This is a genomic window from Pseudoduganella aquatica, from assembly GCF_020865585.1.
Taxonomy (GTDB): domain Bacteria; phylum Pseudomonadota; class Gammaproteobacteria; order Burkholderiales; family Burkholderiaceae_D; genus Rugamonas; species Rugamonas aquatica_A.
The window spans coordinates 4014728-4036186 of sequence record NZ_CP086370.1; the positions used below are offsets into that span (position 1 = coordinate 4014728).

23 protein-coding genes are annotated in these 21459 nt (G+C 63.4%); 9 read left to right on the forward strand and 14 right to left on the reverse strand.

Features of this window, described 5'->3' with window-relative positions; genetic code table 11:
- Window positions 1-28 precede the first annotated feature (28 nt).
- The 5 genes from KT882_RS17900 to cyoA are packed head-to-tail and all read right to left on the reverse strand — an operon-like array spanning window position 29 to window position 4840.
- On the reverse strand, window positions 29-859 hold the full coding sequence (locus tag KT882_RS17900; RefSeq protein ID WP_161071218.1) for an SURF1 family protein: 831 nt from the start codon (window positions 857-859) through the stop codon (window positions 29-31).
- A complete protein-coding gene (cyoD, locus tag KT882_RS17905) occupies window positions 856-1260 on the reverse strand; it encodes a cytochrome o ubiquinol oxidase subunit IV (RefSeq protein ID WP_056390311.1) in 405 nt (134 codons plus the stop codon). Before cyoD ends, KT882_RS17900 begins: the two co-directional genes overlap by 4 nt.
- Complete coding sequence (gene cyoC / locus KT882_RS17910) at window positions 1257-1868, reverse strand: cytochrome o ubiquinol oxidase subunit III (RefSeq protein WP_228892854.1); 612 nt, start codon at window positions 1866-1868, stop codon at window positions 1257-1259. Before cyoC ends, cyoD begins: the two co-directional genes overlap by 4 nt.
- A complete protein-coding gene (gene cyoB / locus KT882_RS17915; RefSeq protein ID WP_161071217.1) occupies window positions 1861-3855 on the reverse strand; it encodes a cytochrome o ubiquinol oxidase subunit I in 1995 nt (664 codons plus the stop codon). Before cyoB ends, cyoC begins: the two co-directional genes overlap by 8 nt.
- Complete coding sequence (gene cyoA / locus KT882_RS17920) at window positions 3839-4840, reverse strand: ubiquinol oxidase subunit II (protein WP_161071216.1); 1002 nt, start codon at window positions 4838-4840, stop codon at window positions 3839-3841. The genes cyoB and cyoA overlap by 17 nt, the downstream gene beginning before the upstream one ends.
- 128 nt (window positions 4841-4968) lie before the next feature.
- Here cyoA and KT882_RS17925 point away from each other — a divergent pair, with 128 nt between their 5' ends.
- Window positions 4969-6318, forward strand: a complete 1350-nt coding sequence (locus KT882_RS17925; RefSeq protein WP_161071215.1) for an MFS transporter — start codon at window positions 4969-4971, stop codon at window positions 6316-6318.
- A gap of 297 nt (window positions 6319-6615) precedes the next feature.
- Window positions 6616-7575: an IS110 family RNA-guided transposase gene (locus KT882_RS17930; protein ID WP_228892791.1), complete on the forward strand. Its 960-nt coding sequence runs from the start codon at window positions 6616-6618 to the stop codon at window positions 7573-7575.
- 95 nt (window positions 7576-7670) lie between these two features.
- Here KT882_RS17930 and KT882_RS17935 read toward each other — a convergent pair whose 3' ends face one another.
- Together KT882_RS17935 and KT882_RS17940 are read right to left on the reverse strand one after the other, a co-directional pair.
- Window positions 7671-7859: a hypothetical protein gene (locus KT882_RS17935; RefSeq protein ID WP_161071214.1), complete on the reverse strand. Its 189-nt coding sequence runs from the start codon at window positions 7857-7859 to the stop codon at window positions 7671-7673.
- A gap of 127 nt (window positions 7860-7986) precedes the next feature.
- Window positions 7987-8847 (reverse strand): type 1 glutamine amidotransferase domain-containing protein, encoded by an 861-nt coding sequence (locus KT882_RS17940; RefSeq protein WP_228892856.1) that lies wholly within the window; start codon window positions 8845-8847, stop codon window positions 7987-7989.
- A gap of 103 nt (window positions 8848-8950) precedes the next feature.
- Here KT882_RS17940 and KT882_RS17945 point away from each other — a divergent pair, with 103 nt between their 5' ends.
- The 4 genes from KT882_RS17945 to KT882_RS17960 all read left to right on the forward strand — a co-directional run bounded on the left by KT882_RS17945 (window position 8951) and on the right by KT882_RS17960 (window position 12589).
- A complete protein-coding gene (locus tag KT882_RS17945; protein WP_228892859.1) occupies window positions 8951-9886 on the forward strand; it encodes a LysR family transcriptional regulator in 936 nt (311 codons plus the stop codon).
- A gap of 72 nt (window positions 9887-9958) precedes the next feature.
- Window positions 9959-11323, forward strand: a complete 1365-nt coding sequence (locus KT882_RS17950) for an amino acid permease (RefSeq protein ID WP_228892861.1) — start codon at window positions 9959-9961, stop codon at window positions 11321-11323.
- 73 nt (window positions 11324-11396) lie between these two features.
- Entirely contained in the window at window positions 11397-11621 is a 225-nt protein-coding gene (locus tag KT882_RS17955; RefSeq protein ID WP_228892864.1) for a hypothetical protein, read from the forward strand.
- A gap of 194 nt (window positions 11622-11815) precedes the next feature.
- On the forward strand, window positions 11816-12589 hold the full coding sequence (locus KT882_RS17960; protein ID WP_161071209.1) for a ferredoxin--NADP reductase: 774 nt from the start codon (window positions 11816-11818) through the stop codon (window positions 12587-12589).
- Between the two features lie 375 nt (window positions 12590-12964).
- On the opposite strand, the gene KT882_RS17965 is transcribed toward KT882_RS17960, so the two are convergent.
- Complete coding sequence (locus KT882_RS17965; protein ID WP_161071208.1) at window positions 12965-13744, reverse strand: Crp/Fnr family transcriptional regulator; 780 nt, start codon at window positions 13742-13744, stop codon at window positions 12965-12967.
- Between the two features lie 223 nt (window positions 13745-13967).
- Between KT882_RS17965 and KT882_RS17970 the strand changes: the two genes are divergently transcribed.
- The 3 genes from KT882_RS17970 (at window position 13968) to KT882_RS17980 (ending at window position 16225) form a co-directional block, all read left to right on the forward strand.
- Window positions 13968-14180, forward strand: a complete 213-nt coding sequence (locus KT882_RS17970) for a hypothetical protein (RefSeq protein WP_228892867.1) — start codon at window positions 13968-13970, stop codon at window positions 14178-14180.
- 152 nt (window positions 14181-14332) lie between these two features.
- On the forward strand, window positions 14333-15751 hold the full coding sequence (locus KT882_RS17975) for an amino acid permease (RefSeq protein WP_321170261.1): 1419 nt from the start codon (window positions 14333-14335) through the stop codon (window positions 15749-15751).
- 66 nt (window positions 15752-15817) lie between these two features.
- Complete coding sequence (locus tag KT882_RS17980) at window positions 15818-16225, forward strand: hypothetical protein (RefSeq protein WP_161071206.1); 408 nt, start codon at window positions 15818-15820, stop codon at window positions 16223-16225.
- An 8-nt stretch (window positions 16226-16233) separates the two neighbouring features.
- On the opposite strand, the gene KT882_RS17985 is transcribed toward KT882_RS17980, so the two are convergent.
- The 6 genes from KT882_RS17985 to KT882_RS18010 all read right to left on the reverse strand — a co-directional run bounded on the left by KT882_RS17985 (window position 16234) and on the right by KT882_RS18010 (window position 21177).
- Window positions 16234-18390, reverse strand: a complete 2157-nt coding sequence (locus tag KT882_RS17985; protein ID WP_228892870.1) for a xanthine dehydrogenase family protein molybdopterin-binding subunit — start codon at window positions 18388-18390, stop codon at window positions 16234-16236.
- 5 nt (window positions 18391-18395) lie between these two features.
- Window positions 18396-18857 (reverse strand): (2Fe-2S)-binding protein, encoded by a 462-nt coding sequence (locus tag KT882_RS17990; RefSeq protein ID WP_223149310.1) that lies wholly within the window; start codon window positions 18855-18857, stop codon window positions 18396-18398.
- Between the two features lie 115 nt (window positions 18858-18972).
- The gene (locus tag KT882_RS17995) at window positions 18973-19530 is read right to left on the reverse strand and encodes a DUF1003 domain-containing protein (protein WP_161071203.1); all 558 of its coding nucleotides are present in this window, start codon (window positions 19528-19530) and stop codon (window positions 18973-18975) included.
- 72 nt (window positions 19531-19602) lie between these two features.
- Window positions 19603-20202, reverse strand: coding sequence for a LysE family translocator (locus KT882_RS18000; RefSeq protein WP_228892873.1), 600 nt, complete (start codon window positions 20200-20202; stop codon window positions 19603-19605).
- Between the two features lie 76 nt (window positions 20203-20278).
- Window positions 20279-20458 carry a hypothetical protein gene (locus KT882_RS18005; RefSeq protein ID WP_161071202.1) on the reverse strand — a complete coding sequence of 60 codons (180 nt, stop codon included), beginning with the start codon at window positions 20456-20458 and terminating at the stop codon, window positions 20279-20281.
- A 257-nt stretch (window positions 20459-20715) separates the two neighbouring features.
- Entirely contained in the window at window positions 20716-21177 is a 462-nt protein-coding gene (locus tag KT882_RS18010) for a hypothetical protein (protein WP_228892875.1), read from the reverse strand.
- Window positions 21178-21459 lie beyond the last annotated feature (282 nt).

Sequence of the window (21459 nt, forward strand, 5' to 3'; positions counted from 1 at the left end):
CGGCCTGCGTGCAGGCCTGCTTGCCGCGCTACTTGCCGGCGCGGCGGCGCTCGTCGCGTATCACCCACGCCAGCGCGGCCGCCATCATAGCAGCCAGCGCGTACCAGGTGAGAGCATAAACCAAGTGATTGTTCGGGAAGGAAATAACCGTCATGCCGCCATAGGGGCGCAGCGGTTCGGCAAGATCGGCCACGTACTGGCCGGCATCGGCGTCGACAAAGTATGGCGCCACGCGCGCAGGCTGCAGGCCGCGCGCGGTGGCGATGGCGTGCACGTCGCGCGCATACCAGCGGTTCTGCGCCGGGTCGTTGGCGCGCAGGCCCATCGGCCCCTTGCCCACTTCGCTGATGCGCAGCAAGCCGTTCAGGCGCACCGGGGCGCGGCCGGCCAGCGCGGCGGCGGCGCAGGCGTCGGTGCCGGCAGGGACCACGGCGTTCAGGCTGCCTTCCAGCCCGGCAGCCGCCTCCAGCGGAATGAAACCGCGGTTGACAATGACGGTGCCGCCGTCGGCCTGGCACAGCGGCGTGAGCAGCCAATAGCCGGGGCCGCGCTCGGTGGTGGCCTGCGCCTTGGTGGAGTATTCGGGGAGCAATCTGCCCGTCAGGAAGACGTGCTTGTATTCATCGGTGTCTGCGGACACCCTGGCCCAGTCCTGCGGACCGGGCGCGGGAACCGGCTCCGCGTGCACGCGTGCGTCGACGCGTTCGATCAGAGCCAGTTTCCATTGCAGGCGCTGGACTTGCCACGTGCCCAGCGCGAGCAGTACTACGATGACAAGCACCGCGCAAGCCGCCAGCGTGTAGCGCAGGCCTGCGGAACGCAGGCGCGGCGCGGCGGCAGTGCGCGGTGCGGACATCATGGCATGTTGCGCATTTGGTGCGCGTCCATGCCCGGCATCATGTTGGCGTTCATGTGGTACATGACCCAGATCGAGCCCGACAGCACGATAACCACCAGGATCAGCGTGAACATCATGGCCAGCATGGACCAGCCGCCCTCCACTTTCGCGTTCATGTGCAGGAAGTAGACCATGTGGACCACGATCTGCACGGCCGCGAAGCCGAGGATGGTGAAGGCCGTGGTGGCCGGATTGGCGAACACATTGCCCATCACCAGCCAGAACGGAATGGCGGTCAGGATCACCGACAGGATGAAGCCTATGGTGTAGGACTTCAGGCTGCCGTGGTTGTGGTCGTCATGGCCGTGGTGGCCGTGGCCGTGATCGTCATGGCCATGGTGCTCGTGGTTGTGATCGCTCATGGCAGAACTCCCATCAGGTAAACAAAGGTGAACACGCCGATCCAGACCACGTCCAGGAAGTGCCAGAACATCGACAAACAGGTCAGGCGGCGCATGTTTTCATGCGTCAGGCCATGCTTCTTCAGCTGGAACAGCAGCGTGGTCAGCCACACGATACCGAAGGTCACGTGCAGGCCGTGGGTGGCCACCAGCGACCAGAACGAGGTCAGGAAGGCGCTGCGCTGCGGACCGGCGTTTTCATGCAGCAGGTGCACGAACTCGTACAGTTCCAGCGAGATGAAGGCCGCGCCGAACAGGCCGGTGACGATCAGCCAGCCCATGGTGGCGCCCAGGCGCTTGCGGCCCGCTTCCAGCATGGCGAAGCCGTAGGTGATCGACGACAGCAGCAGCATCGAGGTGTTCAATGCCACCAGCTTCAGGTCGAACAGCTCGGCGCCGGTCGGGCCGCCCGCGTAGTTGCGGCCCAGCACGGCGTAGGTTGCGAACAGGACGGCGAAGATCAGGCAATCGCTCATCAGGTAGATCCAGAAACCGAGCAAGGTGCCGTTTTCCGGATGGTGCTCGCGCACGAAGTAGCGCGAGCTTGGGTTCAAAGTAGCGTCAGACATGGGCATTCAGCAGTTGAGTGCGAGCATCTTCGGTACGGACAACTTCGTCCGCAGGAATGTAGTAGTCGCGTTTGTAGTTAAACGTATGCGTAATGATGGCAGCCATCATGGCCACGAAGGACACGCCGGCCAGGATCCACATCTGCCAGATCAGCGCGAAGCCGATCAGGCCGCTGATCGCGGCGATCACGAAGCCCGCCCAGGTGTTCTTCGGCATGTGGATCGCGACGTAGTCCTTCAGCGGACGCTGGTAGCCGTTCTTCTTCATGTCGGCCCAGGTGTCGTTGTCGTGCACGCGCGGGGTGAACGCGAAGTTGTAGTCCGGCGGTGGCGACGAGGTCGACCATTCCAGCGTGCGGCCGTTCCATGGGTCGCCGGTGACGTCCATGTTCTGCTTGCGGTCGCGGAACGAAACCCAGAATTGCAGCAGCATGGCGCCGATACCGCCGGCGATCATGACCGCGCCCAGGGCGGCGATCTGGAACCAGATCTGCAGCGAAGGATCGTCGAAATGGCTCATGCGGCGGGTTACGCCCATCAGGCCCAGCACGTACAGCGGCATGAAGGCGAAGTAGAAGCCCACGAACCACAGCCAGAACGACCACTTGCCCCAGTAGCTGTTCAGCTTGTAGCCGAAGGCTTTCGGGAACCAGTAGTTGATGGCCGCGAACACGCCGAACACCACGCCGCCGATGATGACGTTGTGGAAGTGGGCGATCAGGAACAGCGAGTTGTGCAGCACGAAGTCGGCCGGAGGCACCGCCAGCAGCACACCGGTCATGCCACCGATCACGAAGGTGATGATGAAGCCGATGGTCCACAGCATAGGCACTTCAAAGCGGATGCGGCCACGGTACATGGTGAACAGCCAGTTGAAGATCTTGGCGCCGGTCGGGATCGAGATGATCATCGTCGTAATGCCGAAGAAGGAGTTCACCGATGCGCCGGAGCCCATGGTGAAGAAGTGGTGCAGCCATACCAGGTAGGACAGGATGGTGATCACGACGGTTGCGTACACCATGGAGGTGTAGCCGAACAGGCGCTTGCCGCAGTAGGTCGACACGATTTCCGAGAACACGCCGAACACCGGCAGCACCAGGATGTACACCTCGGGGTGGCCCCAGATCCAGATCAGGTTCACGTACAGCATGGGGTTGCCGCCCAGCTCGTTGGTGAAGAAGTTGGTGCCGAAGGTACGGTCCAGCGACAGCATGGCCAGCACGGCGGTCAGCACAGGGAACACGGCCACGATCAGCGCGTTGGTGCACAGGGCGGTCCAGGTGAACACTGGCATCTTCATCATGTCCATGCCAGGCGCGCGCATTTTCACGATGGTGACGACCAGGTTGACGCCGGACAGCAATGTCCCGACCCCGGCCACCTGTAATGACCATATGTAGTAATCCACCCCGACGTCGGGCGACGCGAGGATGCCGGACAGCGGCGGGTAGGCCAGCCAGCCGGTGCGGGCGAATTCGCCCACGAACAGCGACGCCATCACCAGGACGGCGCCGAAGGCGGTCATCCAGAAGGAGAAGTTGTTCAGGAATGGGAAAGCCACGTCGCGCGCGCCGATCTGCAGCGGCACCACGTAGTTCATCAGGCCCGTCACGAACGGCATCGCCACGAAGAAGATCATGATCACGCCGTGGGCGGTGAAGACCTGGTCGTAGTGGTGCGGCGGCAGGAAGCCGGCCGAATCGCCGAAGGAGAAGGCTTGCTGGGCGCGCATCATCAGCGCGTCGGCAAAGCCGCGCAGCAGCATGATCAAACCGAGGATCATGTACATGATGCCGATTTTCTTATGGTCGATACTGGTGATCCAGTTCGTCCACAGATTGCCCCACAGGCGGAAGTAGGAAATGGCGCCAAGCAGGCCTATGCCGCCCAGCACGACGCCGGCGAAGGTCGCCAGCAGGATAGGCTCGTGGAAGGGAATCGCTTCCCAGCTCAGCCGTCCGAAGATGAGATCAGTATCGTGTTGCATTGTTGCTCTTCATGGAAAGATTAGGCACGGGAGTCGGCGTATTGCACAGCTCGGCCGCGGTTTTCGCGCGAACGATGTCATCCGCCATCATCTTGTTGATGCAGGTGGCGCCGTCGCCGACGCAGCGGTTCAGGATGGCGTCGTACAGGTCGGCCGACACGGCGTTGTAGTAGCGCACCGGCTCTTTTTCGCTCGGCTTTTCCAGGACCTGGTAGCTGGCGCGGTCCAGCGCAACGCTGCCGGTGGAACCGGAGGCCTTGACCTTGGCAACCCAGGCGTCGAAGTCGGCATTGCTCACGCCGTGGAACTTGAAGCGCATGTGCGAGAAGCCAGCGCCGCTGTAGTTGGCCGAGAAGCCGTCGTACACGCCGGGCTTGTTGATGACCGCGTTCAGCTGCGTCTCCATGCTCGGCATGGCGTAAATCATGCCGGCCAGGGCTGGCACGTAGAAGGCATTCATCACGTTCGAGGCGGTGATTTTGTAACGTACAGGCACGTCGACCGGGGTCACCAGCTCATTCACGGTGGCGATGCCCTGCTCCGGATAGATGAACAGCCATTTCCAGTCCAGCGCCACGACCTGCACTTCCAGAGGCTTGACGCCGGCGGCCAGCGGACGCTTCTCGTCGATACGGTCCAGCGGACGATAAGGGTCGAGCTTGTGGGTGCTGATCCAGGTCAGCAGGCCCAGCACGATAATGATCAGCAGCGGAGCGCCCCAGATCACCAGTTCGAGCTTGGTGGAATGATCCCAATCGGGTTCATATTTGGCTTTAGTGTTGCTTTGGCGATACTTCCACGCAAAGAACAGGGTCAGTGCGATGACTGGGACGACTATCAGCAGCATCAGCAAAGTGGACACCACCACAAGGCGGGCCTGCTGCGCGGCGATATCGCCGGACGGGTTCATTACCACGGTGTTGCAGCCTGCAAGCAACAACAGTGGCAAAAGAGCCAATCCACGATGGTTCAAGGGAGATTTCATGCGGTAATGTACGTTACATAAAATGAATAACATGGTACTGTAACCACAACGGCTCCTCTTGGACATTGGACACTTTGTCCTACCCCTGGGGGCGGACCGTTGTACAACTATTAAGCGAGACAAGGAATATGGCCACGACGACAACATTCAACGGCGATCTTCCCGCCGAACATCCATCGCGTCAAACCAGTCAAGGGGCGCGGAATATCAATGCCAGGGATGGGCACATCGAACCCGGAGAAATAGCGATCGGGGTTGTGATAGGCCGAGCATCCGAATACTTCGACTTCTTCGTCTACGCCATCGCCTCGGTGCTGGTCTTCCCGCAGGTCTTCTTCCCCTTCGAAAGCCGCCTCGACGGCACACTTTACTCCTTTGTCATCTTCTCGTTTGCATTTATCGCCCGCCCCATCGGCTCGGTGTTGTTTATGGCGCTACAACGCCATTTCGGGCGCGAAGCCAAGCTGACGGGGGCCTTGTTCCTGCTCGGCACCTCCACCGCCGGCATCGCCTTCCTGCCCGAATATGCGGACTGGGGCATGACCGCCGTGATCATGCTGTCGCTGCTGCGCGTCGGCCAGGGCTTCGCCCAAGGCGGCTCGTGGGACGGACTGCCCTCGCTGCTGGCGCTGAGCGCGCCGCAGAACAAGCGCGGCTGGTACGCCATGCTGGGCCAGCTGGGCGCCCCGGTCGGCTTCATCCTGGCCGCCGGCCTGTTCTCCTTCCTGCTGTCGGCACTGACCACGCTGGAATTCCTCGACTGGGGCTGGCGCTATCCCTTCTACGTGGCCTTCGCCATCAACGTGGTGGCGCTGTTCGCCCGCCTGCGCCTGGTGTCCACCACGGAATACACCAAGCTGCTGGACGACCACGAGCTGGACGCCACGCCGGTGATGGAACTGGCCCGTTCGCAAGGGCGCAACGTGCTGATCGGCGCGCTGGCCGCGCTGGCCAGCTACGCGCTGTTCCACCTGGTGACGGTGTTCCCGCTGTCCTGGATTAATCTGTATTCGACGCGTTCGATCAGTGACTTCCTGGGCCTGCAGATGGTGGGCGCCGTGCTGGCGGCGGGCGGCATTATCGCCTCCGGCCTGCTGGCGGACCGCTTCGGCCGCCGCACCACGCTGGGCACGCTGGCCGCGCTGATCGCCGTCTTCAGCGGCTTCGTGCCGATGCTGATGGACGGCGGCGAAGCCGGGCAGAACATCTTCCTGATGGTGGGCTTCACGCTGCTGGGCCTGTCCTATGGCCAGGCCGCCGGCGCCGTGACCGCCAACTTCCAGACCAAGTACCGCTACACCGGCGCGGCGCTGACGTCCGACCTGGCGTGGCTGGTGGGCGCGGGCTTCGCGCCGCTGGTGGCGCTGGGCCTGTCGGCCAACTTCGGCCTGGCCTATGTCAGCCTTTACCTGCTGTCCGGCGCAGTCGGCTCCCTCGCCGCCCTGAGCCTGAACCGCGCGCTGGAAATCCGCGACTAAGCGCCGCCGCATGAATCAGAGCCCTGCATTCACACTGCAGGGCTTTTTTACATTTCACAGTCCGCAAGCACGGCGGGTTACGTGCGGCTGCGCCGCCCTAACCCGCCCTTGTATTATTCCATCTGCCCCGAAAACGGAACGTCGGGGCAGAGCAACTGGATGCCGTACCCGCCCTTGGTCGCCAAGACCGTGATGTAGATTTCGCAGCAGTTGCTCTTATTCCATTAAAGATCGAACAGTATCTTTGGCCCGGCGTGCCGTGAGCCCGCATTTGCAAGGTTGATCAGGAGAAGAGTAATGTTGTGTCTTGGTATAGATGTCGCCAAATTGAAGGTCGATTGCGCACTGCGCCTGGAAACGGGCAAACACCGTGCGAAAGTTGTAGAAAACACCCAGGCTGGCTTTGCCAAACTGGAAGCGTGGCTGCAGAGTCATACGGACGGGTTGCCCCATATCTGCATGGAGGCCACTGGCGTCTATTGGGAGGCGATCGCGGAGTTCTTTGCCCGTCGGGGCTACCGCGTCAGTGTCGTCAATCCGGCCCAGATCAAGGCGTTTTCCCAGGCGCAGCTGGTGCGCACCAAGACCGACCAGGTCGACGCCAAGGTCATTGCCGAGTTCTGCGCCAAGCATGGTCCGGAAGCATGGCAGCCGCCGCCGCTGAGCGAACAGGAATTGAAAGCGATGGTGCTGCGCCTGGATGCGCTGCTGGCCATGCAGACGCAGGAAACGAACCGCCTGGACGTGGCGCGCGAATCGGTCCGGGCCGATATCGAACAGCATATTGCCTGGCTCGGCGAGCAGATTAAACAGCTGCGCAAGCGCGTACGTGATCACATCAACGACGATCCCGACATGCGCGGCAGACGCGACTTACTCGATACCATTCCCGGTGTCGGGGACAATACCATTGCGTTACTGCTGGCCTATGGCATGCATGCCGGGCGCTTCGACAACGGTCGGCAGGCTGCCGCCTTTGCAGGCCTCGATCCGCGCCAACATGAGTCCGGATCAAGCGTGAAGCAGCGGCCCCGGATGTCCAAGATCGGCCACGCGCATCTGCGCAAAAATCTGTACATGCCGGCTATGGTGGCGCTGTACCGCACCGACTGGGGGCGCCAGTTCCGCACCCGCCTACAAGCAGCAGGCAAGCCGGCCAAGCTGGTGATCGGCGCCATGATGCGCAAGCTCGTCCACGTTGCTTTCGGCGTCTTAAAATCTGGCAAACCATTCAATCAGGAGCTTCAAAACGCTTGACCGGCATAACAGTATCTACGGTACCGAAACGTCCGTGATCTTATCTCGTAGGGCGGGTTAGCAGCGAAGCTGCGTAACCCGCGAGCGCCGCCGCGTCAGCCCACCCGCAAGCCCTCCTCGCGGCGCACGGCGGCGCCGGACAGGACGCGAAGTATGGTGTGGGGATCGACTGAATGGGCCAGCAAATAGGCCCAGGCGTTGGCCGCGCCTTTCGCCGCGTCGATGCGGCGGCCCTCTTCGATGATTTGGGCAAGCTCGTGATCGCTTCTCTTGCAACAGCACATGGCACTGACTCCCTCGGACTGCCTACGGAGCTGGGTAGGCATGTGCTACTTCGGCACGGAGGATGCGCGGTCGTTTGGGCGCCTGAAAATAGTAGCACGCCCCCACCCGGGTGTCAGTACGCGATTGCTATTTAGTGCTGCTGAGTGCGGTTGCGGGCAGGCGCGCCAGCAACAAGTCCGCCACGGCGACGGCCGAGGCCGGATTCTGCCCGGTAATCAGCTCGCGGTCCGCCACGGTATGCGCCGCCCAGTTCGGGCCGCTGCTGTACTTGCCGCCCGCGCGCTCCAGCGCGGTCTGCGGGGTCAGTTTCATCACGCCGCCGTTCAAATAGCCCTTGCCCGCCTCTTCCTCGGCATTGCTGATCACCGTCATGCGGTAGCCGGCGTAGATCCAGCCCTTGGCTGGCGTAGCGCCGCCCGCCTCCAGTTTGGCCACGAACGCCTCCGGCTGGTCCAGCGTGGCCACCAGCGCGGCCGGGCCGTGGCAGACCAGCGCGGTCGGCTTGGCGGCGTTGTGGAAGTAGCTTAGCAGGCGGCCCACAGCCGGGCTGCGTATCAAATCCTGCATGGGGGCGTGGCCGCCGGGGATGTAGACCGCGTCAAACTGCGCGTAGCCTCCCTGTTCCACGCGCGCCAGGCTCACGACCGGCGATGCGGACACCGAAGTCAGCTTCAGCTTGTCCAGCAGGGCGATGTGCTCCTTCATGGCCACTTCGCCGCCGAACAGCGAGGCGTCCAGCGAGTTGCGGTCCACCGACGGCGCCTTGCCCAGCGGCGTGGCGAAGGTGATGGTGTGGCCCGCGTCCAGCAGCTTTTTCACAGGCTGCATCAGCTCGTTGGCGTAGAAGCCGGTGTCGTAGCTGCGCTGATCGCGCAGCTCCAGCCTGGATGCGTCGGACAGCACGACCAGCACATTGGCGGCCTGGGCGCCTGCGGCGCTCAGAGCCAGAACGGCGGCAGCGGCGGCGGTGCGGATGAATGGTTTCATTGCGGAACTCCTTGTAGGGTTGGTGGATAGCCGCTACTCTATTCATGCCCCATGAAACAATAAACCACCTAAACATCAAATCATTTGTTCTCAAGAGAGTGTAATGCCGCGCCAATTTGATTACCTGGGCGATGTGGAGGCCTTCCTCGCCATCGCCGACAAAGGCACGATCAGCGCCGCCGCCGTGTCGCTGGGCACTACCGCGTCCGTGCTGAGCCGCGCCGTAGCGCGCCTGGAAGCCCGCCTGGGCGTGCAGCTGATGCGCCGCACCACCCGCCGCCTGAGCCTGACCGACGCGGGCAAGTCCTATCTGGAACAGTCGCGCAGCGCCTTCGCGCTGATGGCGGACGCCGAGCGCTCCATGCGCGACCAGGGCGGCGAGCTGTCCGGCACGGTGCGCATCAGCGCGCCCACCACCTACGGCCACTACCGTCTGCCGCCCTTGCTGCAAGTATTCATGGAGCTGCATCCCAAGGTGCTGATCGAGCTGAGCATCGCCAACCGCAATGTGGACCTGGTGCAGGAGGGCTACGACATGGCCATCCGCCAGGGCGCGCTGCCGGACAGCGGCCTGATCGCCCGGCCGCTGGAGGACGCCCAGCTCTGCCTGGTCGCCGCGCCCGCCTACCTGGCCCGCGCCGGCGTGCCCGCCGACATCGCCAGCCTGGAGCGGCACGCCTGCCTGTCCTTCACCATGCCCAGCACCGGCAAGCCGGCCGCCTGGCATCTGCGCGACAAGGGCGCGGACGTGGACTGGCAGCCGCTCCCGCGCATGCATATCGCCGACGACGTGCTGGGCGTGGTGACCATGGCGCAGCAAGGCCTGGGCATCTGCCAGACCTACCGCTTCGTGGCCGACGAGCGCCTGCGCAGCAGCCAACTGGTGGCGGTGCTGCCCCAGCACTGGGGCCGCAGCAGGCCGTTTTCGCTGATCTACCCGCCGCACCGCAGCCTTTCCGCCGCCTCCCGCGCGCTGATCGCAACACTGACGGACAAGGCAGGCATGTTGGCTTCCCACGCCGCGCTCCCTATGCTTTAGAATCACTGACTTCAGCGTGTTGCATGATTATCCACATTGACGCGCTTTTCAAAAAATCAGGGACCAAGAGACATGATTGAAGACGGGAAGAACGAACTGAAGCGCGGCCTCCAGAGCCGGCATATCCAGCTGATCGCGCTGGGCGGCGCCATCGGCACCGGCCTGTTCCTGGGCATTGCGCAGACCATACAAATGGCCGGCCCCTCGGTGCTGCTGGGTTACGCCGTGGCGGGCTTTATTGCCTTCCTGATCATGCGCCAGCTGGGCGAGATGGTGGTGGACGAGCCGGTGGCCGGCTCCTTCGCCTATTTCGCCGACAAATACTGCGGCAATATGGCAGGCTTCGTGGCCGGCTGGAACTACTGGGTGCTGTACGTGCTGGTGAGCATGGCCGAGCTGACGGCGGTGGGCATCTACGTCCAGTACTGGTGGCCCGCCATTCCGACCTGGGTGTCGGCGCTGGCCTTCTTCCTCATCATTAACTCCATCAGCCTGTCCAACGTGAAGGCCTTCGGCGAGATGGAGTTCTGGTTCGCCATTATCAAAGTGGTGGCCATCGTCGCCATGATCGGCTTCGGCGTCTACCTGCTGGGCTCCGGCAATGCCGGCCCGGAAGCCACCGTGGCCAATCTGTGGCAGCACGGCGGCTTCTTCCCGAACGGCATTTCGGGCCTGGTGATGGCCATGGCCGTCATCATGTTCTCCTTCGGCGGCCTGGAGCTGGTGGGCATCACCGCCGCCGAGGCCAGCAACCCGTCGGAAACCATCCCCAAGGCCACCAACCAGGCCATCTACCGCATCCTGATCTTCTACATCGGCGCGCTGGGCGTGCTGCTGTCGCTGTATCCGTGGACCAAGGTCGTGACCAGCGGCAGCCCCTTCGTGCTGATCTTCCACGCGCTCAACAGCAATGCCGTGGCCAACGCGCTCAATATCGTGGTGCTGACGGCCGCGCTGTCGGTGTACAACAGCGGCGTGTACTGCAACAGCCGCATGCTGTTCGGCCTGGCCAAGCAAGGCAACGCGCCGCGTTCGCTACTGAAAGTCAACAAGCGCGGCGTGCCACTGGCCGCCCTGGGCGTGTCCGCGCTGGCCACCGGCATCTGCGTGGCGGTCAACTACTTCCTGCCGGGCCAGGCCTTCGGCATGCTGATGGGCCTGGTGGTTTCCGCGCTTATCATCAACTGGGGCATGATCAGCTGGATACACCTGCGCTTCCGCGCGCAGAAGCAGCAGCAAGGCCAGTCCACCGCCTTCCGCAGCCTGGGCTACCCGTTCACCAACTATCTGTGCCTGGGCTTCCTGGCCGCCATCCTGGTCGTGATGTACCTGACGCCGGACCTGCGCCTGTCGGTCTACCTGATCCCGGTATGGCTGCTGGCGCTGGGCCTGGGCTACTGGAGCAAGCAGCGTAAATCGCAGCCGGCCAGCGCGTAAGGCTAAAAGGCTGGCATCGCAAGTGACTGCAAGTTACAATTTAAGCGCAACCACCCACCAAAGGAAAACTCGCATGAAAAGTATTTGCATCATGATTGCCGCCTCGGCCCTGCTCGGCGCCTGCTCCATCAACCCGCCGGTCGACGCCAACGAAGGCTTCGACAACGACGCCTACACGCCGACCGGCAGCCTGATTCCGCGCAAGGGACCGGACAAGGCCGCCAAGCAGACGGTCTTGTCCGGCGACGCCGCGCGCGACGCGATGGATCGCATTCCCGCCGCCATCCCCAGCCGCTAACACCGGGTTCCGGACATAAGCATATAAGTATGAAGTCGGAGCGCCCCCGAGACAGGATGGGGCGCGATCCGTTACAATGCCGCCTACGCCACTAATTTCTACGGCGCCTTCCCCTGCTCAGCCGATTGCCAAGCAAACGCCCATGTGCGCGGGGGCCTGGTGCTTTCACTATTAAGTCAATCGGGATTCAGACAATGAGCAACATGAACGAGGAGAAGGTTTTAAGCGTGCACCACTGGACGGACACCCTGTTCTCCTTCACCACCACGCGTGACCCGGCTCTGCGCTTTTCGAACGGCCACTTCACCATGATCGGCCTGCGCGTCGACGGCAAGCCGCTGCTGCGCGCTTACAGCATCGCCAGCGCCAACTACGAAGACCATCTGGAATTTTTCAGCATCAAAGTGCCGGGTGGTCCGCTGACTTCCCGCCTGCAGCACCTGCAAGTGGGCGACAGCGTCATCGTCGGCCGCAAGCCGACCGGCACCCTGGTGTCCGACTACCTGCTGCCAGGCAAGCGCCTGTATATGCTGTCGACCGGCACCGGCCTGGCGCCTTTCCTGAGCATCGTGCGCGACCCGGAAATCTACGAGAAATTCGACCAGCTGATCCTGGTGCACGGCGTGCGCCAGGTCGATGAGCTGGCCTACCACGACCTGCTGGTGGAGCACTTGCCCAACCACGAGTTCCTGGGCGAGCTGGTGACCAGCAAGCTGCGCTACTACCCGACCGTCACCCGTGAAGAGTACAAAAACATGGGCCGCGTCACCGCGCTGATCGAGAGCGGCAAGCTGTTCGAAGACCTGGGCGTACCGGAGCTGAACCCGAACGAAGACCGCGTCATGATCTGCGGCAGCGCCGACATGCTGCGCGACCTGAAGGAAATGCTGGAAGCGCGCGGCTTCAACGAAGGCAACACGTCCACCCCGGGCGACTTCGTCATCGAGCGCGCCTTCGCCGAAAAATAATCGCACCGCAAATCGCACCGTAGGCGGGTTCGCGCATCACGCGCAACCCGCCACGCGCGTCAGGCCGCAAACGGCGGCCAGTCCTCAAGATGTTCGATATTCCTCCAGGCCAGCACGCAAGCGTTCGTTGCGTCCATGCCCTAGAAGATGGCGGCCTCGGCCCAGCGCCAGCGCAGCAGCCGCCGGGCAGCGCGCCGTTGTCGTCGTAGGGATGGGCGTAGAAGCCCTCGATGCGTTTCACCACCGCCGTTGAGGCCAGCGGCACGTCCCCTTCCCAGGGTCCGTTATATGCAGCGCCCATGTCAGCCTCCGTTTTTTTCCTTGTCCAGGTAAGACAGCAAAAACCCGGAAAGGTTCCAGACGGAGGCTGCTCAATTACATGATGTCAGCCAGGCGCGGAGTGAAGTAGCAGCCGCCCGCATTGCATTCCAGGATGGCGCGGTCCAGCACGTCGATCACGCCGCGGCGGCACTGGATGGCGCCCTCGGCTTGCAGCTTGGCGGCGCTGGCGGTAATGCTCTCGCGGCGCACGCCCAGCAGGTTGGCGATATTTTCCTGCGTGGCTTTCAGTTCGGTGCCCAGCGAACGGTCCAGGCGTTCCAGCAGCCAGCGGCACAGCTTCTGGTCTATGCTGGCGTGGCGGCTGCTGACCACGTTCTGCGCCAGCTGCGCGAACATGCTGCTGGTGTAGCGCATCAGCTGGTTCGCCAGCATGCCGCCCTCGGCGAACATGCCGCGCAGGGCCTCGGCGCGCAGGCGGTAGCCGTAGCCGGCGCCGGTCACCATGGCGGTATTGCTGGCGCGTTCGCCACGGTACATGGCCACGCCGGCCACGCCCTCGCGGCCAACAACGGCGATCTCGGTGGTGGAGCCTTCTTCGCTGATGTATTGCAGGGAAATGATGGCGTTGGTGGGGAAGTAGCTGTATTCCAGCTGGTCGCCGAAGTCGTACAGGCGCTGGCCTGCTTTCAGCGGCACCAGCTCCATGTGCGCGAACAGGCGTTCCAGGTCCGCGTCCGGCAGAGCCTGCAGCAGCGCGTTCTGGCGGGCGCCGGTCAGCGACATGGCAGGCGCGGCGGTGCGGCGCGCGGCCGGGGCAGGAATGGCCAGGGGAGCGGAGGCTGCGCTGGAGACGGTATTGTAGGCTTGGAACATGGGGCACCTGTGTTGTTGTTATTCAGGCTCCACTTTAGAAGTTAGTGCTGCTCAGCAGTATCGGAGGAGGAGATGGCCGCGTGTAGTACATAAGCAGGCGAAAATGTCGTCTTATTCCTACGTAGTGCGAGGTAACGCACATTCAGCCGCCCGGGCCTCGCGGATAATTCACTTCATGGCAGCCCAACGCCCAACACACCGAGCCTCAAAGATGGACATCTCCGTGGACAACTACTCTCAAGCCCTGCGCGCCCTGAAACGTCAGAAACTCGCCGTCGAGCGCACGCTGGGCGCCCGCTCCAACGAGGAGTGCGTGGTGGCCTCGCGCTGGGTCGGCGCCTGGCAGAAGCTGGTCCAGGCTCGGCTGGACCGCAATCTGGCCGCGCAAGCCGCGCCCAGCCGCTATGGGGACCGGGCCGGCCGCCTGCTGCACTGATACGCTTAACAACAGGCTATCCAACTCTCTTTTCTTGTCATGGTGCCAGCACGGCGCCGTATGCTAGTATGCGGCAGCGTCCGGCCATGATCTGGCACGGCCGCCATACTTACAAAAATCTCAAGACAGAGACCCATTGGAGAACCAAGATAGTGAGCATCTTTAGAACCAAGAATCTAGACGACATGGTCGCCGCCAGCCGCAAGCCGGGTGGCCTGGCCAAAGTACTCGGCCCCCTCGACCTTATTCTGATGGGCATAGGCGCCATCGTCGGCACCGGCATTTTCGTCCTGACCGGTACCGGCGCGCTGACCGCCGGCCCGGCCCTGACCATCTCCTTTGTGGTCGCCGCCATCGCCTGCGGCTTTGCCGCCCTCTGTTACGCTGAATTCGCCTCCACCGTGCCGGTGGCCGGCTCCATCTACACCTACAGCTACGCCACCATGGGCGAGCTGGTGGCCTGGATGATAGGCTGGGACCTGCTGCTGGAATACGGCCTTGCCACGTCCGCCGTGTCCGTGGGCTGGTCCGGCTACCTGCAATCGCTGCTCGCCAGCGTAGGCTACAAGCTGCCCACCGTGCTGACCGCCGCCCCCGGCGCGGTGCCCGGCGTGACCACCTGGTTCAACCTGCCCGCGCTGCTCATCATGCTGGCGCTGACCACCATGCTGGCGCTGGGTGTGCGCGAATCGGCCCGCCTCAACAACGTGATGGTGGCCATCAAGATCGGCGTGGTGCTGCTGTTTATCGCCGTTGGCGCCGGCCACGTGGAGCCGAGCAACTGGCGTCCTTACGCGCCGTTCGGCGCCAGCGGCATCATGAGCGCCGCCGCGCTGGTGTTCTTCGCCTTTATCGGCTTCGACGCCGTGACCTCGGCCGCTGAAGAAGTGAAGCGCCCCGAACGCGACCTGCCCATCGGCATTATCGGTTCGCTGGGCGCCTGCGCCGTGCTGTACGTGATCGTGTCGGCCATCATGACCGGCATCGTGCCTTACCAAAAATTCCTGGGCGTGGACCATCCGGTCACGCTGGCCCTGCAATACGCCGGTGAAAACTGGGTGGCCCGCTTTGTGGACATGGGCGCCATCCTGGGCATGACCACCGTGATCCTCGTGATGGCCTTCGGCCAGACCCGCATCATCTTCGCCATGTCGCGCGACGGCCTGCTGCCGAAGAAGCTGTCGGAAGTGCACCCGAAACACCATACGCCTTTCTTCGCCACCTGGATGGTGGGCCTGGTGTTCGGCGGCATCGCCGCGCTGGTGCCGCTGAACGTGCTGACCGAGCTGATCAACATCGGCACGCTGGCCGCCTTCTGCCTGGTGTCCATCGCCGTGGTGGTGCTGCGCAAGAAGCGTCCCGAACTGCCGCGCGCCTTCCGCTGCCCCGGCGTGCCGGTGGTCCCGGCGATCGCCGTGGTGCTGTGCCTGGCGCTGATGAGCTTCCTGGCCTGGTTCACCTGGGTGGCCTTCGGCATCTGGCTGATCATCGGCCTGGCCGTGTACTTCGGCTATGCGCGCCACAACTCGGTGCTCAACCAGACCGTGCCCGCCGGCGTCCCTGCCAAATAGCAGAGCGCCGCAAATCCGGCGATGGCTTATGATGGCGGTTCAGTCAACATTAAGCCGGAGCCGGATATGATCGAAGGAAAAACCCTGCGCAGCGACCTGCAACACCTGTCGCGCGCCCTCAGGACGCTGCACAAAGCATTGCTCGATGTGGAAACCCAGTATTTCGGCAATGTGGGCAGCGCCCTGGAGCACCTGCAGCTCGTCACCAGCCATCCGCACTTCGCCTGGCTGCAAAAGCTGTCCGGCGTGATCAGCACACTGGACGAATGCCTGGACGACGAGGAAGCGCTGGTTGTCGACCTGGAACGCCGCTTCCGCACCGAAGTCGAAGGCCTGGTCGGCCCCCTGCCCGCCTCCGACGACGATTTCCGCCAGCGCTACAACGCCATGCTGCACGACTCGCCCGAGGTCGCCATGGCCCACGGCGCGCTGCGCAAGGTGCTGGCGCAACTGCCGGCAGCCCCGCGCGACTAAGCTCCCCTTTACGCCTGTTTCAGCTGTTCCGCCTCCACCGGCAGGCGGCGCAGGCGTTTTCCCGTGGCCGCGAACACCGCGTTCACCAGCGCCGGCGCCACCATGGCGCAGCCGATCTCGCCCACGCCGCCGGGCGCCTCCCCGCTTTTCACCAGGTGCGCCTCGATGGGCGGCACCTCGTTCATGCGCAGCACCGGGTAGTCGTGGAAATTGCTTTGGGCGACGCGGCCGTTCTCCAGCGTCAGCTTGCCGTACAGCGCCGCCGTCAGCCCGTACACGCTGCCGCTCTCGATCTGCGCAATCACGCCGTCCGTATGCACGGCCTGGCCGCAGTCTATCGCCGCCACCACGCGCTTCAGGCTGACCTGGCCGGCCGGGTCCACCGCCACCTCGATCACGCAGGCCGCGTAGCTGCCCCAGGCCACCGCCAACGCCATGCCCATGCCGCTGCCCGGCGCCATGGTCTTGCCCCAGCCCGCCTTCTGCGCTGCCAGCTCCAGCACCGCCAGCGCGCGCGGCTCCTTGCTCAGCACCGCGCGCCGGTAGGCCAGTGGATCGGCCTTGGCGGCGACGGCCAGCTCATCCATGAAGCCTTCGATGACGAAGGTATTGTGCGTCGGCCCCACGCCGCGCCAGAAGCCGGTCGGCACGGCCGTTTCCACCGGATGGAACTCCACCACCTTGTGGGCGAAGTCGTAGGGACTGGCGGCGGCGTCGATGGCGTCGGTGTCGATGCCGTCCTTCATCCACATCGGCGCATAGCGCGCTTCGATGGCTGAGCCGGCGAAGCGGTGGCGGAAGCCTACCGGCTTACCCTGCGCATCCAGCGCCATGGCCAGCTCGTCCCGGTACAGCGGACGGTAAAGATCGTGCTGCATGTCCTCCTCGCGGCTCCAGATCACCTTGACCGGATATGCTACCTGGCGCGCAATCAGCGCCGCCTGCACGATGTAGTCCACCTCCAGCCGGCGGCCGAAACCGCCGCCCAGCAGGAAGTTGTTGATGCGCACCGTCGCCGGGTCCACATTGAGCGCCTTGGCCACGAAAGCCTGCGCGCGGCCCGCCGCCTGGGTGCCGGTCCAGACGTCGACGCCGTCCTTGCGTACCTGCACAGTGCAATTCACGGGCTCCATGGTGGCATGCGCCAGGAAGGGCATTACATACGTCGCCTCGACCTGGCGCGCGCCGCCTTCCACCAGCTTGGCGTAGGCCCCCTCGTTCAGCGCCATCTGCCCCTTGCCCTTCATGGCCGCTTCCAGCTGGCGTTCCCATTCCGCGCCGGAGAACTTGGCGTTCGGACCCTCGTCCCACGTAATGGCCAGCGCGGCCAGGCCCTTGCGCGCCGCGCCGGTATGGTCGGCGATGACGGCCACCGCGTTGTCCAGCTTGACGACCTGGCGCACGCCTTTGACCGCGCGCGCCTTGCTGTCGTCCACCGAGGCCAGCTTGCCGCCGAACACGGGGCAGGCCGCCACCGCCGCCACTTTCATGCCTGGCACTTGCGCGTCGATGCCGAACTTGGCCGTGCCGTTGGTCTTGGACGGCACATCCAGCCGCTTGGCCGCCGTGCCAACCAGACGGAAGCTGGCGGCCGGCTTGAGCGGCACGTCCTTGGGCACCGGCATGCCCGCAGCCTTGGCCGCCAACTCGCCGTAGGACAGCTTGCGGCCGCTGGCCTGGTGCGTCACCACGCCCTGCGCCGCCGCGCAGCTGGACGGCTCCACGCCCCAGGTGGACGCGGCGGCCGACACCAGCATGATGCGCGCCGCCGCGCCGGCCTTGCGCATGGGCTCCCACGCGCCGCGCACGCTGGCCGAGGCGCCGGTCAGCTGCGCGCCGAACAGGGGGTGGCCGTACAGTTTCTCGTCGGCGGGGGCATGCTCCACGCGCACCTTGGCCAGATCGACTTCCAGTTCTTCGGCCAGCAGCATGGGAATGGCGGTGTAAGCGCCCTGCCCCATTTCCACGAAGGGGCACACCACGGTCACAGCGCCGTCGGCGGCGATGCGCAGATAAGCGTTGGGCGCAAAGACGGCGGCCGGCGCCATCTTCTCCGCAGCCCCGGCGGATGGGAGATAGAAGGACAGCACGAGGCCGCCCGCCGTGCCCAGGCTGGTTTTCAGGAAGGCGCGCCGGCCGGTGCTTTGCCGAGTTTGGGTATCCATGGCGTTCACCCTTTCTGCGCAGCGGTTTTGATGGCGGCACGGATGCGGCCATAAGTACCGCAACGGCACACATTGCCGGACATGGCCTGTTCGATATCGCTGTCGCTGGGCTTGGGATTGGCGGCCAGCAGCGCCGTGGCCGACATGATCTGGCCGGACTGGCAGTAGCCGCACTGCGGCACGTCGTGCGCCACCCAGGCGGCCTGGATGCGCTTGCCCGCCGGCGTGGCGCCTATGGTCTCTATCGTGACCACCTTGCCCTTGCCCACGCTGCTCACGGGCGTAACGCAGGAGCGCACCGCCTGCCCGTTCAGGTGCACGGTGCAGGCGCCGCATAAGGCCATACCGCAGCCGAACTTGGTGCCCGTCATTTGCCACACGTCGCGCAGCACCCACAGCAACGGCGTGTCGGCATCCACGTCGGCGGTCCGGTTTTTGCCGTTCACATTGATTACATAGCTCATCATCATCCCCCGGGGTTCGCATTATTGTCCACATGCAAACACATTATTGGACGATGCCCGGCGGGATCAAAAGGCCATTTTGCGCCATCTCTGCCTTTTGACAGAGGCGGGCCGCGCGCTAGCGTCCGGCGGAGCGCTGCTCGGTCATCTTGCTCAGCATATCGATCTGCTGTTGCTGCATGGCCAGCAGCTCGCGCCATTGCACCTCGCGCAGATGATCTATCTTTTCATGCAGCAGCAGGATCTCCACTTCCGCCTTCAGGTTCACCTCGTAGTCGTGCTCCACGCTCAGTCTGTCCTTTTGCGCCTGGCGGTTCTGCGACATCAGGATGATGGGCGCCTGCACCGAGGCCAGCATGGACAGGAACAGGTTGAGCAGGATGTAGGGGTAGGGATCGAAAGGCGTACCGTGCCGCACCAGGATGACCGAGTTCAGCACGACCCAGGCCACCAGCGTGGCGGCAAACAGGCAGATAAAGGTCCACGAACCGCCGAAAGCGGCCACCGCATCGGCCGCCTTCTGGCCGCGCGTGGCGCTATCGTCGCTCTCGCGCGCCAGGTTGCGGGAAACATGCTGGCGCGCCGCCAAGTGCCGCGCCACCCGCTTGCATGCGGCGTCCAGCTCCGCGTGGGACGGCTCGTGGCCGGAAGAAGGGGCTTGCACGGAATGGTTCATGGCGTCCTTTGAAGTGGGAATGGATATGCAGGTTAATCCAATCCCCCATCGCAGGCAATCACGCAGACTGCGCTAGAGCCAGATCGCCAGCGCGGAATACGCCGTCAGCAAGATCATTACGGCGGTAAATACCTTCTGCCAGAAAAGACGGGACAGGAAGCGGCGCAGCAAGGCGCCCGCGCCGGCCCAGACCGAGATGCACGGTAGATTCACCGCGCAGAACACCAGGCAATACACCGTAATCGCCAGCGACACCGGCGCCATCTGCGGCAGGAAGGCCGAACCGCCGGTGATGGCCATGATCCACGCCTTCGGATTGGCGAACTGGAAGATGGCCGCCGCCATAAAGCCCATGGGCTGGTGTGCCTGCTCCGCCTCGCGGTCGAAGTTCATGGCGCGCATCTGCCAGGCCAGGTAGAGCAGATAGGCCGAACCCGCCACCTTGAGCATGGTCTGCATGGCCGGCACCGCCATCACCAGCGTGCCTATGCCCACCGCGCAGATCGCCAGCAGCACGCCGAAGCCAATGGTAATGCCCAGCATGTGCGGGATGGAGCGGCGAAAACCAAACCAGATGCCGGACGAGGCCAGCATGATGTTGTTGGGTCCGGGCGTGATGGAGGAAACGAAAGCAAACGTCATCAGCGGGGCCAGCGGCAGCAGCAAGTCCATGGAACTCTCCTTATCAAGAAGCCCATGCTAGCCCAGCCATCCAATACAGTACCGGTACACTTTCCCAGAAAGCCTGCTAAACCGTACTGGCCTCCCGGCCAATACAAGCCTCGGCCGGCGCCTCGTTTGCCGCGATCAATCCCCAGCCAAGCTGGCGCCGGATTTCCGGCATCGACGGCGGCGGACACTGCTGTGCCTGCCGCGCTTCCATATATTGCCGAATCTGTTCCTTGCTCGGCTGTTGCTGCTGTGCCATCACTGTCTCCCATCCACATAAGCTGCGGATTTCATCTTAGGAGCCCAGCGTATGTCTTACCAATTCCTATTTTCTTATAAGCTATATCAAAATGGATATGCCTCAAAACGCGTCTAGTAGCGGCGGGCACATGCTCCATTACTTGCCGCATCGTTTGTTGACCACTCGTAATCGCTACAGAAATTGCACGTCCAAGGCGCGTACTTGCGGCCTGCTTGAGGGCACGGCCCCCTTCCGCCCCCAAAGCAGTCTTCGCATTAGCACGCCCGGCGTGTTGACTGGCGCTCCCTGGCGGGATCGTGCGGCCGGCAATAGCCAGCGTGACGCATGATGCCATCGGCCCTGCCTTCCGCGCTAACAGTCACGGTCAGGACAAACTGCTCGCCCCAATGCGGCATGTAGTAGCTGATTCTGGGCCAAGGTGGCGGCGCAAAATCAAGTGTGACTTGTGCCGCCGTTATTTCCTCAAGTCGGATGCGGGAGATGTATGCCAACTTTTCAAGAAGACGGCGGTAACGCGCGAATACAGGAGCAAACTCGGAAGAATACGGCTGCATGGATGACATCAATAGGTCGAGTGACACTGCGGGCCGACCATACTGCTCGGCCAGCAAACACAGTTTTCCTATTGACCAGTAACCATCCAGGTCATTGTTCCGGCTGGCGAACGAGTTGCACAAACCGCTGGCGATGTTCGACAGGCGAGCCCTTCTAGGCATACGTTGGTCTCCACTCGTACTACTAGTCCCGACAAATAACTCGGGAACAATGGGTCAGTTCTCTGCCGAGCCGCAATGGCCGCACTCGGCCTAATTGTAGGCTGGATACCTGCTGCGGCAATGCACACAGGCAGGCTTACTATTTTTCAAACAAGTGCGACGGCTCTACCCATAAGGGGTTATAGTGCTCAGGAGCTACCCGCAAAATTTCGTTCATGATTCGGTCTACTCTTAGTGTCCCAACAAGACGTGGGCCTTCAAATATCGATAAAGCGCGTCCCT

What these genes read in the sequence shown, in the direction of transcription:
- KT882_RS17900 (WP_161071218.1), bottom strand. Translation starts at nt 859, where the DNA reads ATGATGTCCGCACCGCGCACTGCCGCCGCGCCGCGCCTGCGTTCCGCA.
- cyoD (WP_056390311.1), bottom strand. Translation starts at nt 1,260, where the DNA reads ATGAGCGATCACAACCACGAGCACCATGGCCATGACGATCACGGCCAC.
- cyoC (WP_228892854.1), bottom strand. Translation starts at nt 1,868, where the DNA reads ATGTCTGACGCTACTTTGAACCCAAGCTCGCGCTACTTCGTGCGCGAG.
- cyoB (WP_161071217.1), bottom strand. Translation starts at nt 3,855, where the DNA reads ATGCAACACGATACTGATCTCATCTTCGGACGGCTGAGCTGGGAAGCG.
- cyoA (WP_161071216.1), bottom strand. Translation starts at nt 4,840, where the DNA reads ATGAAATCTCCCTTGAACCATCGTGGATTGGCTCTTTTGCCACTGTTG.
- KT882_RS17925 (WP_161071215.1), top strand. Translation starts at nt 4,969, where the DNA reads ATGGCCACGACGACAACATTCAACGGCGATCTTCCCGCCGAACATCCA.
- KT882_RS17930 (WP_228892791.1), top strand. Translation starts at nt 6,616, where the DNA reads ATGTTGTGTCTTGGTATAGATGTCGCCAAATTGAAGGTCGATTGCGCA.
- KT882_RS17935 (WP_161071214.1), bottom strand. Translation starts at nt 7,859, where the DNA reads ATGTGCTGTTGCAAGAGAAGCGATCACGAGCTTGCCCAAATCATCGAA.
- KT882_RS17940 (WP_228892856.1), bottom strand. Translation starts at nt 8,847, where the DNA reads ATGAAACCATTCATCCGCACCGCCGCCGCTGCCGCCGTTCTGGCTCTG.
- KT882_RS17945 (WP_228892859.1), top strand. Translation starts at nt 8,951, where the DNA reads ATGCCGCGCCAATTTGATTACCTGGGCGATGTGGAGGCCTTCCTCGCC.
- KT882_RS17950 (WP_228892861.1), top strand. Translation starts at nt 9,959, where the DNA reads ATGATTGAAGACGGGAAGAACGAACTGAAGCGCGGCCTCCAGAGCCGG.
- KT882_RS17955 (WP_228892864.1), top strand. Translation starts at nt 11,397, where the DNA reads ATGAAAAGTATTTGCATCATGATTGCCGCCTCGGCCCTGCTCGGCGCC.
- KT882_RS17960 (WP_161071209.1), top strand. Translation starts at nt 11,816, where the DNA reads ATGAGCAACATGAACGAGGAGAAGGTTTTAAGCGTGCACCACTGGACG.
- KT882_RS17965 (WP_161071208.1), bottom strand. Translation starts at nt 13,744, where the DNA reads ATGTTCCAAGCCTACAATACCGTCTCCAGCGCAGCCTCCGCTCCCCTG.
- KT882_RS17980 (WP_161071206.1), top strand. Translation starts at nt 15,818, where the DNA reads ATGATCGAAGGAAAAACCCTGCGCAGCGACCTGCAACACCTGTCGCGC.
- KT882_RS17985 (WP_228892870.1), bottom strand. Translation starts at nt 18,390, where the DNA reads ATGGATACCCAAACTCGGCAAAGCACCGGCCGGCGCGCCTTCCTGAAA.
- KT882_RS17990 (WP_223149310.1), bottom strand. Translation starts at nt 18,857, where the DNA reads ATGATGAGCTATGTAATCAATGTGAACGGCAAAAACCGGACCGCCGAC.
- KT882_RS17995 (WP_161071203.1), bottom strand. Translation starts at nt 19,530, where the DNA reads ATGAACCATTCCGTGCAAGCCCCTTCTTCCGGCCACGAGCCGTCCCAC.
- KT882_RS18000 (WP_228892873.1), bottom strand. Translation starts at nt 20,202, where the DNA reads ATGGACTTGCTGCTGCCGCTGGCCCCGCTGATGACGTTTGCTTTCGTT.
- KT882_RS18005 (WP_161071202.1), bottom strand. Translation starts at nt 20,458, where the DNA reads ATGGCACAGCAGCAACAGCCGAGCAAGGAACAGATTCGGCAATATATG.
- KT882_RS18010 (WP_228892875.1), bottom strand. Translation starts at nt 21,177, where the DNA reads ATGCCTAGAAGGGCTCGCCTGTCGAACATCGCCAGCGGTTTGTGCAAC.